The organism is Janthinobacterium violaceinigrum (assembly GCF_009208555.1).
GTDB lineage: Bacteria > Pseudomonadota > Gammaproteobacteria > Burkholderiales > Burkholderiaceae_D > Janthinobacterium > Janthinobacterium violaceinigrum.
In genome coordinates, this window is sequence record NZ_WFLI01000045.1 from 1 (window position 1) to 16,418 (window position 16,418).

10 protein-coding genes and 1 tRNA gene are annotated in these 16,418 nt (G+C 53.5%); all 11 read right to left on the reverse strand.

The genetic code is table 11. The annotated features are described in order from the left end of the window. Positions 1 to 1,080: 1,080 nt before the first annotated feature. A complete protein-coding gene (locus GCN75_RS25465) occupies positions 1,081 to 4,380 on the reverse strand; it encodes a type I restriction endonuclease subunit R (RefSeq protein ID WP_152284865.1) in 3,300 nt (1,099 codons plus the stop codon). Between the two features lie 19 nt (positions 4,381 to 4,399). Further along, a complete protein-coding gene (locus tag GCN75_RS25470) occupies positions 4,400 to 5,545 on the reverse strand; it encodes a restriction endonuclease subunit S (RefSeq protein WP_152284866.1) in 1,146 nt (381 codons plus the stop codon). Beyond that, positions 5,542 to 7,800 carry a type I restriction-modification system subunit M gene (locus tag GCN75_RS25475; protein ID WP_152284867.1) on the reverse strand — a complete coding sequence of 753 codons (2,259 nt, stop codon included), beginning with the start codon at positions 7,798 to 7,800 and terminating at the stop codon, positions 5,542 to 5,544. The genes GCN75_RS25470 and GCN75_RS25475 overlap by 4 nt, the downstream gene beginning before the upstream one ends. Before the next feature lie 119 nt (positions 7,801 to 7,919). Next, positions 7,920 to 8,117 (reverse strand): methylation-associated defense system helix-turn-helix domain-containing protein MAD1, encoded by a 198-nt coding sequence (gene mads1 / locus GCN75_RS25480; protein WP_152284868.1) that lies wholly within the window; start codon positions 8,115 to 8,117, stop codon positions 7,920 to 7,922. A 721-nt stretch (positions 8,118 to 8,838) separates the two neighbouring features. Next, complete coding sequence (locus tag GCN75_RS25485) at positions 8,839 to 9,279, reverse strand: hypothetical protein (protein ID WP_152284869.1); 441 nt, start codon at positions 9,277 to 9,279, stop codon at positions 8,839 to 8,841. Positions 9,280 to 9,537: 258 nt separating this feature from the next. Further along, positions 9,538 to 9,738 carry a helix-turn-helix transcriptional regulator gene (locus tag GCN75_RS25490; RefSeq protein ID WP_152284870.1) on the reverse strand — a complete coding sequence of 67 codons (201 nt, stop codon included), beginning with the start codon at positions 9,736 to 9,738 and terminating at the stop codon, positions 9,538 to 9,540. 137 nt (positions 9,739 to 9,875) lie between these two features. Beyond that, the gene (locus GCN75_RS25495) at positions 9,876 to 10,742 is read right to left on the reverse strand and encodes a phage integrase N-terminal domain-containing protein (RefSeq protein WP_152284871.1); all 867 of its coding nucleotides are present in this window, start codon (positions 10,740 to 10,742) and stop codon (positions 9,876 to 9,878) included. Between the two features lie 1,003 nt (positions 10,743 to 11,745). Further along, positions 11,746 to 12,384: a DUF4102 domain-containing protein gene (locus GCN75_RS25500; protein WP_193317652.1), complete on the reverse strand. Its 639-nt coding sequence runs from the start codon at positions 12,382 to 12,384 to the stop codon at positions 11,746 to 11,748. Beyond that, complete coding sequence (locus tag GCN75_RS25505) at positions 12,377 to 13,687, reverse strand: tyrosine-type recombinase/integrase (RefSeq protein WP_152284873.1); 1,311 nt, start codon at positions 13,685 to 13,687, stop codon at positions 12,377 to 12,379. Before GCN75_RS25505 ends, GCN75_RS25500 begins: the two co-directional genes overlap by 8 nt. A 231-nt stretch (positions 13,688 to 13,918) precedes the next feature. Beyond that, positions 13,919 to 14,009, reverse strand: a tRNA-Ser gene (locus tag GCN75_RS25510). 184 nt (positions 14,010 to 14,193) lie between these two features. After that, positions 14,194 to 16,200, reverse strand: a complete 2,007-nt coding sequence (acs, locus tag GCN75_RS25515; RefSeq protein ID WP_152284874.1) for an acetate--CoA ligase — start codon at positions 16,198 to 16,200, stop codon at positions 14,194 to 14,196. Positions 16,201 to 16,418 lie beyond the last annotated feature (218 nt).

The window sequence follows — 16,418 nt, forward strand, 5'->3', positions numbered from 1 at the left end:
CAGCACCAGGCATGCTGCCTGCTGTTTGAACTCAGGGGAAAACGTGCGTCTTTGCTTGCTCATCAAACACCTCTCCATGGCGAGCATTCTCGCCTAAATCAGTGTCCGGGTACATTAAACCACTACAAAGTGATGCGGTCAGGTTGGCCATTTGGCGCTGGGCGCCATAGAAGCGAGTCCACACGAAACCTGATTAGAGCCACGAACGAACAACGCAGACGCGCGAGGCTGCTGCGCAGCGGCAGCAGTTGGTCGCTTCGGAGAGGGCCAAGCCGCTAGGCCCAGCCCTTCGAATCCCCCCTCGCCCCGCAGGGGGCGTGCTTCTCTTCGCGGACAGACGAAAGAAAAAGCTACCCGAGGGTAGATTTTTCTTTTTGAGAGGGGGATTCCCATCATGGCTAAAAACGTGTATGAATAGCCGATTTCGATGGATACTAACTTAAAGAGTACCCTCAACAATACCCTTACCAAGAATTTTCCCACCGGCACCATAAATTAGTGCAAAAAAAATATTCATTCGAGTCAAGGATTGAAAATCCCTGTGCCAGTGGTTCGATTCCGTCCAGAGCCACTAAGAACACACGTCGACAAACACCAAACCATGTAAGTCGGCATTTTTATTTGTAGACAGAAAGTCCTTCTGTCCGGTCCATTTCCGGCACCGACACAGCCATCGCGTGGACAACTCAAAGCCCACAAGCCTCACGTCTCATCAGCCCCTAGCTTTCAAACACGGTCCAAGAAATTCTCGGGTGCAATTAGCAGCCTCGACAACGCAAGTGCTACGCTTTTCATAAATACATTACTCGCGGCAATACTGCAAGCCTTGATCCGAATAGGGTTTTGACGGATTCTGCTTGGTTCGCGCAACGAGGATCGATTCCGGTGATTTTGTATGGTGCCACTATGACCAATACGCAACTCGCATTCGTAGCTCACCCGTCGAAAGATCCAATGCTAGCCGGCACAATTAACGAGTGTATTGGGAAAGCGCTTGCAAGATGGAAGCGCCCCAGTACCAACTATGGAAATTCAATGACATTGCGGGAACATCGCTCATTTCTCTAATTATTGAAATCCTCAATGCATTATCGCCGATTGCATCTGCTTTTGAACGTACTGGTAAATCACGTCGGCGCACACTTCGATGTCTTCGCTGGAGTATTCATCAGGCATCCCTTCCAACATCCGGTCAATAATCGCGGCCTTCATTTTCGCTTGAATTGCAGCCCTGTCGCGCAAGTCGCCCATCTCGTACCGACGGGTCTCAACTGTCTGCATCAGATCCTGGGCGACTTTTTTAATCTTCTGAATATCACCTTTAGTGATACTTGCATTATCTTTCGATAGCAGATCAAACAGGGCCAACTCCTTTTCGCTCTTGAATCCTTCGCGTACGTAACGCTGCTCCTCTTGATCGAGTGAATCATGCAGTTTCATTAAATCTTCAAAGACTTTCTGAATTTCGGCGTCGTCCTTGTCCTTGTTGTACTCAGCAATAATGTCTTGGTAGCGCTTATAGAGGTCAATCCGGCTCGGATTCTCTGCCATCATTAGATCTAAACGGGCTTGAATTCGCTCCTGCAAAGTCAGCACAACCGTTTCCTTAAAAGGCGACTTGGCAAACTCAACCCGAAGACGCTCAAAATCAATGCGCGACAAGTCGTATTGTTTGGACATTTGATTGAGGCGCCCTCTCGGAGTGACTTCCAATGACGCGTCGATGACACCACGAATCTCTTGCATGATCGCGGTTATATCCACTTTTGGCTTTGGCTTTTGTAGTAGGTTATAAATTGCCGAGATTGCATTTTCTTGCGGCTCGTACTTGAACACTCCTGGATTCGGGAAAAGACCACGGAAGCGATCGAAAACATCTTCGGCCAACACCTGAAAAGTCTTCTTACACTCGGCAGAGGCGCTCACCGCGTTCTGCGCATTCAACAACTCCGCCCACGTCTCCTCGCCCTCTTCAGCTCTTACTAAGGCATCAAGATCAAAGCCGACTATGGCCAAGTGCGCCCGGACCTTATCAATGGAATTAGAATATTCAGCCAGTGCTTGGTCTTCGTCGAACAAGGGATCGGCCGGTGTGCCTTTGTCGCCCTGAGCATAGGTGGCGAGAGCTTTGCGCAGGCTCTTGAGCATGCCGTTGTAGTCAATGATTAGGCCGTTCTTCTTGTTCGCAGCGACACGGTTAACCCTGGCAATGGCCTGCATCAGTGTATGCCCCTTCATGGGTTTGTCTAGATACAAGGTGGCTAGTGCTTTCACATCAAAACCAGTCAACCACATGGCGCAAACTACGGCGATGCGGAACGGATGTTTGCCATCTTTAAAACACTCATCAACGGCCTTGCCGTTGATCCCCTTAACCAATATCTCACGATATGGCCTCACATCAATCCCGTCTGCGGCGAAATCCTTAATTTCGTTTTGCTCAGGACTGAAAACCGGGTGAATCTGCGTATCAGCCATCCACGCAATCTGCGCGCGTAAACGGGCTACGAAAGCAGTCTCAGGCTTTCCTACCTTCGCGAAGTATTCCTCTTCATTTTGAAGTCTGCCTTGCAATTGAATCCGCTTGGCTAGCCATTTTCCCTTGATCCGCTCCGCCATCTTGGCACAAGTAATTTTGTCAATACAGACCAACATTGCCTTGGCATTGCCACCGTACTTCGGCGTCGCGCCTAGCTTTACGGGCGACTCCATAAGACGCCAGCGCTGGTGATAATGCTCGACAAAGTCTGTCGCCACATCGTTCAAGTGGGTGTCTGACGTAAAAACCGGATACTCACGAGCTAATTCACGGTAAAGCTTTTCCTCCTGTTCCTCGGTGAGTTCGCCGTCAGAACGGGCTGCGTCGATGCGCGCCTCAATGCGCTTATTCAGATCCGGGTCGACGATGCGCAACTTCTCGCCACGGTTCTCGTAGTACAACGGCAAAGTCGCTCCATCTGCCACTGCTCGTTGAAAATCATAGACGGACACGTAAGGACCGAACACCTTCTCGGTCTCATGCTGCTCTCTACCGTCAATCAACGGTGTCCCCGTGAAGGCCATAAAAGTCGCACTATTGAGCGCCATACGCATCTGAGTAGCCAGCCGACCGTATTGCGTGCGGTGCGCTTCGTCAGACAATACAATGATGTCGCGCCGAGTTGTCCAAGGTTCGGCCACTCGCTTGCGGAACTTGTGGATCAAGCTGAACACGTAACGGCGGTTTTCATCACGCAGTAACCGTTCCAGTCCTTCGGCGCCAGTGGCCTTATCGCCCTTGTTGGTCGAAACCCCGCAGCCGACAAAAGTTGTGTAAATCTGATCGTCTAACTCTTTGCGGTCTGTCAGCAATACAAAGGTGTAGGCTGCCGATACTTTTCGGTGCACTTTCTGGCAGAAGAACAACATTGAATAGCTTTTCCCACTCCCTTGAGTGTGCCAGAATACCCCCAGCTTTCCTGCCAGCACGTCGGCATCTCCAGCTTGCAGCTTGGCGATAGCCTTGTTGACACCCAAATACTGATGATTGCGTGCAACCACCTTCAGCATGTGCTCTTCGCTGCCGTCGAATAAAGTGAAGTTCTCAAAAATATCCAGCAATGCACTCTTGTTACACATGCCACGCAACAAGATTGGGAGAATGGGCTTCAGCGGAGACTCATCGTGCTTCGGTGCTGGGTCCGTGTCGTCTTCATTCAAACGCTTCCAGCGGTAGAAGTGATCCCATGTACTGCTAATGGAACCAAAACGAGCATCTAGCCCGTTCGAGACGATAACTAGCGCATTGTAATGAAACAAATGCGGAATCGTATCTTTGTAATCGTTGTAGTTGTCGTCGAACGCGGCCTTCAGCCCCTTGTCGTGCCGCTTAAGTTCTATGAAAACCAGCGGAAGCCCATTGACGAAGCCAATAAGATCACAACGCCGCCTAAATGGGCCGCTTTGCACCCATAGTTCGCGTACCACCAGGAAGTCATTAGCCTCTGGCGCATTGAAATCTATCACTGTGATGTGCACATCCTCCACCGCATTGCCGCCAAGCGATTTCAAGGTGATGCCATCACGCATCATCCTCCATTTGGCTTCATTATGTTGCAAGAGTGTCTTAGTCGGGTCCGCATCCAATAACTGATCTCGTGCAATTGCCAACTGGGATCGCCCGTCAGGCGTCGCTGCCAGTTCCGAGTTCAGTTTCGCCAATGCCGCATCTAGTGCTCGTACAAGTACGACCTGAGTCGCATCTTTGCGGCCAAGTAGGGATGTTGCGCCAAAGGTTTCTGCGTTGAAGGCATAGACTGAGCGCCAATCAAGGTTATCCTCGAACAGCTTGGCTGCGGGTTCCTGAATATTGTTGTCTTCTGAGTAATCTGCGCACGCCATATTGTTTCTCCTCTTTCGTTCAGAGGGTAAATTCACCCGACATTATTTTTGGCAACAGTGCGTTACGAGCAGCTTGCAACCCTACTTCCTGCCGACCAAGATTTTTCACTTGATCGAATAGCGGCGTTACAGTTTGTTCAAAAAGCTCTAATGCTTCATCGCTTGGACGCAGGACTGGTAGCGAATATGCATAAGTCCTATTTAACCCAGGTACTGCTGTATCGCTACTAACGAACGGCTGTGATTCCAGGAGTAAATAGTTGTAGTAAGTGGCTTGGGCACCATCGACGTAATACACTGTATCAATCGGAAAGCAGCTCGTCGCCGAGTAATAGACGCTGCCCACATTGCCTTTTCTTCCGACTATAATTGCAGAACCATTGACAAGAGCATGATTGTTGGCCCCAACAATTCCGCTGGACCCATAGACCGGAATATCACCCGCGATACGAACTGAGTCTTTTAAAGATTTCCCATAATTTAGCGTGACCAGATCACCCAAGTTGCAACTTGCCCAGCCGATCGGCAGACCACTACCTTTGACTTCAGCACCAGGGCAGCGTAGATTCACAAACCATTCACGGTAAAGCATGCGTACAGCTTCTTCAAGCAAAGCAATTCGGCGCTGGTTAGTTTCAATCAAATGGTCGTAGCGGACAATGAAATCGACAATTCGATCTTGCTCGTCGATGTTTGGCAATCTGAACTCAAAGCTTGCAATGTCCTTGCCGCTGATATGAGGAATGTTTGCGCCAGTCGTGATGCGATCAATGTGCGCAAGGAAACTAGGGGTCGATAGAACATAACGCAAATAATTTGTTTTCGCCTTTTCGGAAATACCTCTGATTCGAGTCACACGCTGCACGAGCAGACTTGGTAAGTCCTCATCCCTAATCCAAGCGAGCTTAAGCCCGCCGCCCACAATAGGGCGATCCATTGCAAGGATCACATCATCTTTTTGCAAATGATAGCGTACCAAGTCGTCATAAGCATCATTACGCCATTTTTTTGCCTTTTCTCCCCAGCGAATGAATCCTTGCTGTACATTGTCGCCACGTACCAAATAGATGCCGTCCTCAGAGTTGTCGAGAAACTCTTGACTCTTAAAGGCAAAGCCCGACATCATATCTGCAACATCGCCTAGCCTGACAAGCTGCCCCATCATTCGTCCATCTCGGCGAAAACATCCTGGATCTTGGTTGCGAGAATATTTGCTAAGTCATTTAGTTCAGCTAAGTCGGCGTGAATCTCCTTCATCCGAAAAATAAATGCCTCACCTTCATCGTCACTTTGGCTAACATGCGCCACGCCTACATAGCGCCCTGGCGTCAATGAATAGTCGCTGTCTTCGATTTCTTTTTTCGTCACAGCCTTGCACAGCCCTGGCACGTCGTCATACAAACCGTCCGGAAAGCGACTTATCAGCCAGTGCCCTTGCGCAATGAAGTAACTGGCTCGCTTGATCGCTTCTAGTCCCTGATCGTGCAGTGTAGGTTTTTCGCGCTTCTTCGCATCATGAGGAAGCAATGCTTTTTTAGCATTTCTCGCCACATCGGCGGCAAAATTTTGCCAATGGCGCGCTCTCAATGTTTTTTCTGCAATATCTAACACTTTCAGCCAGCACTTATGCCGTACCTCCAAGACGGCGAGTGCCGCTTTCAGTGACGGACTGATCGTCTCAATCTGGTTCTGTAGCGACCTGCGCTCTGCAAAAGTGCTGCTTGGCGAGAGGCCTGCGATTGCTTGTTGTATAGGTTGGATACCTGCCAACGCCGCTTCCAATGCAAAGCCCCAGCCTTCGGCAAGCTTGTCCAACTTTATGAGCTCGGTCCGATAGATTTCCACCGCCTCATCGGTGATGCAATGTTCATCCCCTAATCTATCGCGCACCGTATTAATAATTGCTGCATCTGCGGTCGTCTGGCCAAAGTTACGCAGCGCTTGGCTCAGCAAGTTAACTTGCTGCTCGTCACTGGCGAATCGTTCTGGGAGCTGTGACAAATACTGCCCGGCCCTAATTTGGTAGCTGGCCAATAGTGCCGTGAATTTCTCGTGCTCTCCCCGGTAAAGCCAAGTAATCGCACTGAGGTTGAGAAGCTGTTCGTCGGTGAAAACGTGGGAGCGCGCCGATACCACCGTGTATACATTGCGGGCATCAATCATCAGCACGGTGTCTAGCAAATCGTCAGGCTTGCCTTTATCGAAAAACCACAAAGCACATGGCAAGGTGCGCGTGTAGAAGAACTTCGGCCCGATTGACATCATCACATCCACATGTCCGGTTTCCACCAACTTCTGCCGGATTTCCTTGTCCTTATTTCCGGCATCCGAGGCACTAGAGGCCATCACGAAGCCTGCGCGGCCACTCGCGTTCAAGTAGCTATAAAAGTATTGAATCCAAAGACTGTTGGCATTGGAGATGGTTTCACCGTCGCCATTATTCTTGCCCTTGGATTTTCCAGCGACGCCGGGCAAACCAAAGGGCAACCGTCCGGTCTGGTTTTCGCCGACTTGACTCTTGATCTTGGCAACCTGGACGCCATCAACATTGAAAGGTGGGTTTGCCATGACGAAGTCGCAAGTACCCAGCAGTTGGTGGTGGTCTTCATAGAAGGTATTGCCAATGCGAATGTTGCCCTCCAGCCCATGCACGGCCAAGTTCATACGGGCTAGCTTGCTGTTCAGGTCAGCTTTCTCTTGGCCATAAAACGTGATATCGATGTCGTTCGTGTTTTTGTGACAAACCTCTTCGATGAAGTGGCCTGTTTGCACGAACATACCAGCTGAGCCGCATGCTGGATCAAGTACCATGCCGTGGTCTGGCTCGATCACATTCACGATCATGCGCACGAGGCTTGGCGGCGTAAAGAATTCACCGCCCTCTTGAGCACCGCTTTGTGCAAACTGGTTCAGAAAATATTCGTAAATACGACCAAAGACATCACCCTTGGCTGTCTGCAACGCGGGGCGGTTGAATATCTTGATAAGCTCGGCGAGCAAGTCCTGCTCAAGCCCGAGATAGTCCTTCGGCAACGCGCCCTCAAGGAGCTTCTGCCCCTTTTGATCTGTCACAGAATCTTCGATAGCTATCATGGCGTCACGGATAGCCGCTCCAACATTTGTGCCAGCTGGCAGCGCGGCCAAGTAGTCGTATCTAGCTGATTCTGGAAGGTAAATGGCGGCCTTACTCTGAAAACCAAGCTTGAGGCGATCCTCACGCAAAGCACCCGTGGCGCGGGCTGGTACTGCTTTTAACACTTCAGGCAATAGGTCATTAAAGCGCGTGGTGGCGTGACGCAAGAAGATCAGACCTAGCACAGGCATAGAGTACTCGCTGGCCGTGAGCTTGGAATTGGCGCGAAGTTGATCGGCGGCTTCCCATAGGTCGTCTTCAAGTAGTTTAAGTTCTTGGTAATCCATTAAGTTCTATTTCCTGCAATGAGTAGTTCGCCCTGAAGTACGTGTCGGGTTAAAAAATTGGGAATACGCGGCCTACGAAAAAACGCTCGCATGAAGCCAACCCACTGGCTCTGCCATTGTTATTCTTCGACCATAGTCTTGCTCTCGTCGGCGCCGCCAGACTTAACCCATGTATCAACTTCGACACGCTGAAACTTCCAGAATCGGCCTACTCGATGCGCGGGCATCCTCTTCTTAGAAATCCATGCATAGACGGTATCCTTGCCAATTCCAAGGTGTTCAGCAATTTCCTCAACCGACAACCAACGATCTGACATGACGTCGCCTTTTCAAATTACAAAATATTCCATACTGGAATGATGATCCCACAGTCTCCGGCCACATGCAAATAAGATTAGAGCAATTTAGAACTGAGTAGACTTGATTTAACCAAATTTAGACCAGTCCTGCATACACCCAGTGACATCAATTCCATTTTTTCGAATACGTGATTACGACTGTTGAACACAACCAAATCCCAAAACCCTGTAAATGCCTTCGGACTTTCACCTCGACGCAGAAAAATGAGGAATCAACAACGATAGACATCACGGCAAAACCGACCTAGCAGTGGTCAAGCAAAGACACCAACACACGTTCGGCTAGTACACGAATCAACAACGCAGGCGCAATGGCTATCAAGCAAACCTTGCTACCGCGCAGCCTGGATCTGGCCTCCTCACTCAAGTACCGACGCTGACCGATCTGCGACACCCAACGTCAGCTCATTGAATCCCCATGACGGCGAAGTCATGATTTCTTTCTTTCTGAAGCATCAACCTACAACAGAAGATCAGCATAACAAAGACAAGCTCTACGGATACATCACCGACGATTCCGGAATCATCAATGCCCGCCGACGCGACCATGCAAGATATCGCCATCCCACAATCGTTCTGGCTGCTCAAGGACAGCACCATCTGCCACGCCCTTGCGTTTAGGGCGAAGGTCTGAGATGTACACAGCTGCTTCAGACCGGCTTCCGAACTGCCCCAGCTATCACGGCTTGATCAGTGGGTCAATGGCGACCTCCGACCGGCACTCGTCCGCAAGCTTCCACTCCTTGTCTTCGGGACGTTTGATCCAAAGGTCTCGCCACGCGTTACGACTGTTGCCCGCGATAGTGTTCGCCAAACTTCCGGGTGAGATTGGTTGGCCGTCGTAGATAATTTCGTCACCATCCACCTTGGCGTAGAAGTATGCACCCTTGTACTGCATGCGGATCTGAGTGCCGCTGGGCAGAAACAGATTTTTCCACTGGTAGCCGCGAGTATCACTTTCGGATAGAAGCTCTGGCTTCCAACTGGCGTTATCAAGCCAATAGTCAATCGCCACTGATACTATCTCCACCGGATCGCGAGGGTCACCGTTGCTTCGAAGGAAATTTGCCAGCTCAAGAAATTGTTGAGTGTGGATTGGGATCGATAATTGCGTTTTCATTCGTTTTTCTCCTTTTTTTAACTTAATCAAGTCTATAAAGAAAAAAAAGTATTGTCAAGACAAAAAACGTGTAAATAAGAATGAAAACGCAAATTACCCTATAGCACCGCATGCCGGGTACAGGCGTTAGGTGCGGCACCTCAGATAATCCAACACTGGATGTCAGATGGGATAGCCATGCATTGATTCTTTCCACGACTAGGTATCCGCTACTCCCTGACTGGCAAGCAATAGGCTGGAGAAACGCCGATCAACGTCTCAAGCGCATCCACGCCTGGCGTCTATACAGCGCTGTTGCCATTCGGCGATTTCAGCCGCGTCCCAAGCGACAGACTTAGGGCCGATAGGAATTGGTGCTGGCAACACGCCTGCCTTCACCTTGCGCCAGATTGTGGCGCGGGACCAGCCGGTGGCCTCGATTACCGCAGGCAAGCGGAGGAATTTTTTAGTCGTGGTCATAGAATTCTCCTTCGATTGATGAACAGCAAACAATGGAAAGTCGTGCCGACTCTCCGTGATCATTTCGGCAGCGCCAGCGCTGCCCCCTCTGCATCTCTTCTATTTCATGCGCTGCAGCCCCCGATACAGATGGCCGGTCATCTCCCCAGATAGATGGAAGTGACCTGTTCACGTCCATGCCCCATCTCCACCGAAATCTTCATCCGCGCAGCTTGATCTGCGAGTTTTTGTGAAGCATCCAGCTGTCTGGACGTCGGGCCGCCACAGGCTGGACAAGGTCGGCCAGTCAGCTCCGTATAGCGCCGCTGCGCGTACTCATGGCGCAGCCCATGCACGCCATGGATGCCAGCCTTGTCGCACTGCGCCCGAAAGCGGTTCAACTGGTCCCGATACTGCAACTGCGCCGGAATCAAGCTGCCTTTTCCCGCCAGCGCCTTGGCCGCTTCCAGCACGGCGCGCTGCTGCATGGTTGTGATCGGCACCTCCCTATACTTGCCACCCTTGGTCCAGCTATCCTGCAGCCGCAGGATGTTCCCGCCATCGGCCCATCCCGGCTTGATCTTGATGCTTTCCTCGCGCCGCAATCCAAACGCCGCCTGCAGCTGCAAGGACATGCGCGTATACGGATCATTCACGCGGGCCAGCGTGTCGGGGTCCAGCACCTTCGCCTTCGAGACGTTGGTGACAAACACCCGCTCCGCGATGCCGTATTCGCTGTTGGTGCGCGCAATGATGTTTTCCTTGCCGATCTTCTCGGCCCACCAGCGCAAGGCGCTCATGCGATTCTTGATCGTTCCAGTACTGACGCCATCCTGCTTCCACTTGTCGAGCAGCGCCGCCACATGCTTCGGCTTCAGGCTGTCCACGCTCATATGCTGGAAGCCCCGTTCCGCCAGGTCGTTGGCGCACAGGTTTAACAAGCGTTCGCGGTCGGCCTGCGTCGCAAAACTGCCATCGCGGTTGCGGTGACACAGTTGCTTGAGCTGGTAGTTCAAGTCGCGCATGGCAAAGTCATCCCTTCGATCCTTGGTTTTTACATCGATGCTGCGTGGTGTAATCCTGTCTGGTAAGTGTTTCTGGCCACCCTCACTGCCTCGGCAGAAAAGGTTGAATCAAGGGCCTCGGGACACCACTCCCGTGTATGCGGTTGCTGTTACTGCCTGCCCGCGCCGCATGCGCGTGTGGCACCGCTGCGCGCTCCCGGAGGGAGCCGCCGCAGCAGGGACCAATCACCCAGGGTCCATGGAGTGCACCTCGTGCACGGTTCAACTTCTACTAATCAGCCCTTAGCGGGCGAAGGAAATCGCAAGGCTAGCCTGCGATGAAGAGGCATCTGGCCTCGTCACTGAGCACCGTCACGCGGACGCTCCGTGCTTGCCGCCTTGGCCTATGCCGTCGGCGGCGCGTCGTCACTGGCAGCACGCCGCCAGTAACGACGCGCGCACGTAGCCATGGCATGTGACGGCATATATGCCAGCATCGCACTCGCGGTGACGATACTGGCGGCTCTGAAGCACAGGCGCTGGCAGCGGCCGCGATGGCATCGCATCGCTGGCATTTCTGCTGACGGTGCGGCTTGCGGCAAAGCCATGCTGTGCTTTATAGGGTTCGCTACCTCGCGGGGTATGCGAACCAATCAGGGCAGGAGTCTTGCTCCTGTTTGAAGGAGCGCCCATCGGGCGCAATCATCCAGGCAATCCGTCTTGCGGATTGTGGGATATGAAGACGCTGAAGGCAGCGCTTTATCGTGCCGAGATGTGCATGCTTCTGCATGGCCCGGCGATATATATGTCTAGCAGAAACTGCTAGGTATCATGGTGGCGGGTAACGACCGCAACGCCTATGCCGCTAAGCACAGGTACATGCTCGATGCATGCCCTCGTGGGAGCGATTCCCACATAAGAGAGCTTCATTCTAGGCCTGATCACGACATTTGCAAGCGGTTCGTTTCGTCAAGGGTGCTTTTCGTAGTACGCAGAATTGCAGTACGGACAAAGGCTCAAGTAGCTACTGCATGTTGTCTCCCTGGCGACGTACCCGCCTCCTTGACTCTTTCATCGCACTAACCAATTGGTCCATGCTCATACCGTTACGTAAATAGCTGGCAGCGAGCGCCGTCGCAACACCCTCCAGGTGTCGGGAAACGACCTGCAAACCGTCCTGTTCAATTTGCCGAATGGCTGCTTGCTGGATACTGTGCTGTGCTTCACTGACGGAAATGCGCTCCAATGCAGGAAATAAGGCGGTTTCGAGGTGACGGATAGCGAACAGGGTCGCCCGCAGAACACTGGTCTGCACATGGCCCCACTCCGGCTCATCGAATATTTCGTCGAGTGGAATAGGCTTTGGCAGTGGATGCAATTTTTCTCGATTGAATTCTGTGCTCGGGTCCTGCTTCCTCTCCAGCATCTGATGCGCTGCAAGCCTGTGTTCGCGGGCTTTGGCGATGGACACTTCGGGATACCGGCCAAAAGTCAGAACGCTTTCTCCACCGCCTTGCTGGAGATACTTCATGCGCCAGATCTTGCTGCCGCTGGGCTGCACTTCGATGTACAGACCAGCCCCATCGGGAAGTTTATATAATTTGTCCTTCGGAGCAGCCTGCTTGATAAGCGCATCCGTGAGGCGCAATACATACTTAGACATGGTGCCCTCCTGTTCCGCCATCCCGGCTGAATTCGCCACTGACCAGCGTTAATCTTGGCGTCTGCGGTGGCGCTCCCTTGCCGCTGACGGCATCGATGTAGTCGGCCCAATCCTGCATCATCCGGCGCCGTTCCGCCAGGAACTGCGCCCGGTCATAGGCGCTGGCCACCTTATCCTTCGGTGCATGTGCCAGTTGCCGGTCCACGACTTCATGCCGGTAGCCCAGGCGCTCCTTGATAGTGCTCATGGCCAGCGCCCGGAAGCCATGGCCGGTCATCTTGCCCTTGTATCCCATGCGTCCAAGCGCCACCAGTATCGTGTTATTGCTGATCGGCTTTTCGTGGTCGCGCTGATTCGGGAACAGGTACTGGCTGCGGCCCGTGATCGCGTGCAGTTCGCGCAGCAGCTCCAGCGCCTGGCGCGACAGGCAGACGTGATGGTTGGTCATATCCGGATTGACGGTCAGCTTGCCGCGCTTCATGCGTTGCCATGGAATGATCCACTCGCCGCGCTCCAGGTCAATTTCACTCCAGGGCGTCTCGATCAACTCGCTGGTGCGCACAAAGCACAGCAGCATCAGCCGCAGCGCAATGCGGGTCGGCGCGAACATGCGTGCTTCGTTGCGGTCCAGAATGGCCAGGAACTGCGGTAGTTCGTCGGCGCTGATGGCGGCGAAGTGTCCGGCGCGGACGGTCTTCAGCACATCCTTCATATCAGTGACCAGATTGCGCTCTGTGAATCCGCACTGAATCGCGTAGCTGAAAATTGACGCACATACCGCTCTCAGGCGATGGGCGACTTCACTTGCGCCACGCTCCTCGATCTTGCGCAGCGCGGCAATCAGATCGCGGTGCTTTATCTCATCGATCGGCATGCGGCCAATGGCTGGAAAGATGTCCGCTTGCAGGCGCTGGATGGTGTTCTTGGCTGTGCGTTCGCTCCACGTGGGCACTTTGTTGCCATGCCACTCGCGCGCGATTTTTTCGAACGTGTTGGATGCCTTATCCTTTGCCAAGCGTTTGGCATCGTCGCGATGCTTGGCGGGGTCGATTCCTTGCAGCAGCAGGCGGCGTGTCGCCAGGCGCTTTTCACGTGCATCCTGCAAGGTAATTTCCGGGTAAGGGCCGAACGTCAGCGTATTCTCTTTGCCGTTGGCCTGCCTGAACTTGAAACGCCAGATGCGGGAGCCGGTAGGAGCGACGACGAGGTACATGCCGTCACCATCGAACATTTTGTACGGCCGCTCGCGTGGCTTGGCGTTGCGGATGAGTAAATCTGTCAACGGAGCAATGATCTTTGGCATGGCAAACCTCCTGCGCGACATGCTGTAAAGATCAATATAGTCGTTTTTTTGAATTTTTGGGGCAAGCGGCAATGGCTGAGTACGAGAAGCCCCCAAACTTGCGCCTACTTGAGGTTGATGTCCTGGGACGCTGTGCAACGTCCAGAAACGAAAAAACCGCTTAGAATCAAGGCTCTAAGCGGTTTTTGAGGGACTTCCTGAGACGTCCTGATCTTACTTAACTACTATCCGTGGCGGAGAGAGGGGGATTCGAACCCCCGATAGGCTATGAACCTATACACGCTTTCCAGGCGTGCGACTTCAACCACTCATCCACCTCTCCTGCAGGCAATGCGTCTACTTGCTCGCATTGCGTACTATTTCTCGCTTGTCGCGAAGCCGCAGATTATAGCAAAGATTCTACGGACTGCCAAAGTTATTTACCGTGGGGTAAAAGTTTAAGCACACAGCGACAAGCAGCAGCCCAACAGAGGCCATGGTCGGCCCCCGCAGGGACCGACCTTTCATTACGACGCTTCCTTCAACTGCTCCAGGATGGCCGGGTTTTCCAGAGTCGACACGTCTTGCGTAATCGTCTCGCCCTTGGCCAGCACGCGCAGCAGGCGGCGCATGATTTTGCCGGAGCGGGTTTTCGGCAGGTTGTCGCCAAAACGGATTTCCTTCGGTTTCGCGATCGGGCCGATTTCCTTGCCGACCCAGTTGCGCAGCTCCAGGGCCAGCTTCTTCGCTTCCTCGCCCGTCGGACGCGCTTGCTTGAGCACGACGAAGGCGCAAATCGATTCGCCTGTCGTGTCGTCCGGACGGCCGACTACCGCCGCTTCGGCCACCAGCGGGTTGGCCACCAGGGCCGACTCGATTTCCATCGTGCCCATGCGGTGGCCCGACACGTTCAGCACGTCATCGATGCGGCCCGTGATGGTGAAGTAACCCGTGTCCTTGTTGCGGATGGCGCCGTCGCCTGCCAGGTACATCTTGCCGCCCAGTTCTTCCGGGAAGTAGCTGGACTTGAAACGGTCCGGGTTGTTCCAGATCGTACGGATCATCGATGGCCATGGACGTTTTACCACCAGGATACCGCCCTGGCCGTTCGGCACGTCCTGGCCCGCTTCGTCGACGATGGCGGCCATGATGCCTGGCAATGGCAGAGTGCAGGAACCGGGGACCATCGGCGTCGCGCCTGGCAACGGGGTGATCATGTGGCCACCCGTTTCCGTTTGCCAGAAAGTGTCGACGATCGGGCATTTCTCGCCGCCGATATGCTTGTAGTACCACATCCACGCTTCAGGATTGATCGGCTCGCCGACGGAGCCCAGCAAGCGCAAGCTCGTCAGGTCGTAGTTGCTTGGATGGACTTTCGGGTCCACGTCGGCCGCCTTGATCAGCGAACGGATGGCCGTTGGCGCCGTGTAGAAAATGCTGACGTTGTGTTTCTTGATGGTTTCCCAGAAACGGCCCGCGTTCGGGTAGGTCGGGATGCCCTCGAACACCACTTGCGTGGCGCCCACGGCCATCGGGCCATACGCAATGTAGCTGTGGCCCGTCACCCAGCCGATGTCGGCCGTGCACCAGAACACGTCGTCAGGTTTGATATCGAAGCTCCACTTCATCGTCAGCGCGGCCCACAGCAGGTAGCCGCCGCTCGAATGCTGCACGCCCTTCGGCGTGCCCGTCGAACCGGAGGTATACAAGATGAACAGTGGATGCTCGGCATCGACCCATTCCGGTTCGCATTGCGCGCTCTGGCCTTCGACCAGGTCGTGCAGCCATGTGTCGCGGCCGGCCACCATCGGCAAGTCGCTGCCCGTGCGTTTATACACGATGACGTTTTTCACGGAATCGCAGCCGCCCAGCGCCAGCGCTTCGTCGACGATGGCTTTCAATGGCAGCTTCTTGCCGCCGCGCAATTGCTCGTCGCCCGTGATGACGGCCACGGCGCCCGCGTCGATAATGCGTTCCTGCAGGGATTTGGCCGAGAAGCCGCCGAAGACGACGGAATGCGTGGCGCCGATACGGGCGCAGGCTTGCATTGCAGCAACGCCTTCGACGGACATCGACATATAGATGATGACGCGGTCGCCCTTGGCGATGCCCTTGGCTTTCAGGCCGTTGGCGAACTTGCAGACTTTTTCGTGCAGTTCTTTATAGCTAGCCTTGGTGACGGTGCCGTCGTCCGCCTCGAAGATGATGGCCGTCTTGTCGCCCAGGCCATTTTCGATGTTGCGGTCCAGGCAATTGTAGGACACGTTCAGCTGGCCGTCTTCGAACCACTTGTAGAACGGCGCGTCGTCTTCGTTCAAGGTGCGCGTGAACGGTTTTTTCCAGCTCAGGTTTTCGCGCGCCAGCCGGGCCCAGAAGCCTTCGTAGTCGGTTTCCGCCTCTTTCACCATGGCGTGGTACGCAGCCATGCCGGAAATGGTGGCTTGTGCGGCAAAGGCCGCCGATGGTTCAAATACGCGCGACTCTTCTGGTCCTTGCTGCTGCGTGCCCTGTCCTTGGTTTTCTGTAGCGGCCATGCTTGTCTCCAGTGTAGTAATTGTTTGCTAACACGATAAGCGCCGTGTCTTACGGACGCCTTACATTGCGCGTTTTCTGCTGCGTTTTCCTCGCTCCATGCTAACCATAAGCGCCTTCGGCGATGGGCGTCAAGGGGACGCCGTACAGTATTTTCATTGGAGAAATGCCTGGCGCGCCGAAGCTTCAATACCACTTTGTATTTCATCAAACCCAATAA

Coding starts and splice junctions, on each gene's coding strand:
- GCN75_RS25465 (WP_152284865.1), bottom strand. CDS start 4,380: ATGGCGTGCGCAGATTACTCAGAAGACAACAATATTCAGGAACCCGCA.
- GCN75_RS25470 (WP_152284866.1), bottom strand. CDS start 5,545: ATGATGGGGCAGCTTGTCAGGCTAGGCGATGTTGCAGATATGATGTCG.
- GCN75_RS25475 (WP_152284867.1), bottom strand. CDS start 7,800: ATGGATTACCAAGAACTTAAACTACTTGAAGACGACCTATGGGAAGCC.
- mads1 (WP_152284868.1), bottom strand. CDS start 8,117: ATGTCAGATCGTTGGTTGTCGGTTGAGGAAATTGCTGAACACCTTGGA.
- GCN75_RS25485 (WP_152284869.1), bottom strand. CDS start 9,279: ATGAAAACGCAATTATCGATCCCAATCCACACTCAACAATTTCTTGAG.
- GCN75_RS25490 (WP_152284870.1), bottom strand. CDS start 9,738: ATGACCACGACTAAAAAATTCCTCCGCTTGCCTGCGGTAATCGAGGCC.
- GCN75_RS25495 (WP_152284871.1), bottom strand. CDS start 10,742: ATGCGCGACTTGAACTACCAGCTCAAGCAACTGTGTCACCGCAACCGC.
- GCN75_RS25500 (WP_193317652.1), bottom strand. CDS start 12,384: ATGTCTAAGTATGTATTGCGCCTCACGGATGCGCTTATCAAGCAGGCT.
- GCN75_RS25505 (WP_152284873.1), bottom strand. CDS start 13,687: ATGCCAAAGATCATTGCTCCGTTGACAGATTTACTCATCCGCAACGCC.
- acs (WP_152284874.1), bottom strand. CDS start 16,200: ATGGCCGCTACAGAAAACCAAGGACAGGGCACGCAGCAGCAAGGACCA.